This window comes from Cupriavidus campinensis (assembly GCF_905397395.1).
Lineage (GTDB): Bacteria > Pseudomonadota > Gammaproteobacteria > Burkholderiales > Burkholderiaceae > Cupriavidus > Cupriavidus campinensis.
Window position 1 is genome coordinate 1 of record NZ_CAJPVH010000156.1, and the last position, 618, is coordinate 618.

Below are 618 nucleotides of genomic sequence, written 5' to 3' on the forward strand. Positions count from 1 at the left end.
AGGCCGCCGAGCCCGATCCGGCGCTGCTGTGCCTGGACCCGGCACAGCGCGTCGGCATCGGCACCGCGCAGCCGCGTACCCGCCTGGACGTGGCGGGCACGGTGCGCAGCGAGGGGCGGCAGGGCGCGTTCACGCGCGCACATCCGGTGCCGCTGCGCGCCGACGGCCATTGGCAGGACCTGACCGACGATCTCGAAGGCTGCCAGGCGTTCGAGGTGGTGGCCGGCGCGGGGCTTCGCGGAAAGGGCCGTTTCGGGCTCGTCCATGCCATCGCGATGAACACCTACAACCCAACGCTGGGACTGTTTGATTTCCTGAACCGCAAGCGCGGCATCCGCAGCACGCATGGCTACTACAGCCGGCGCTGCGACCGCCTGGAGCTGCGCTGGGCCGGCACGAGCGGGCGCAACGCGAGCTACCGGCTGCAGATCCGCACCGGTTGCGACTTCGGCCCGGACGTGCTGATCCAGGCGCAGATCACGCAGCTCTGGACCGATCCGCATATGGACGGAGGCCAGCCATGAGGCGCGGCACGCCGGTGCCCGCCACGGGCACGCCGGCTGGACCCGGCATTTCCCAGGCGCCGCCGCCACGGCCGGTCACGCCGCCCGGCGCGTT

1 protein-coding gene is annotated in these 618 nt (G+C 72.3%); it reads left to right on the forward strand.

Going from position 1 to position 618, the window contains the following annotated elements; translation table 11 throughout:
- The coding region (locus KHO18_RS28310) for a hypothetical protein (protein ID WP_211944327.1) at positions 1-524 on the forward strand (524 nt) is incomplete at its 5' end.
- Positions 525-618: the final 94 nt, after the last annotated feature.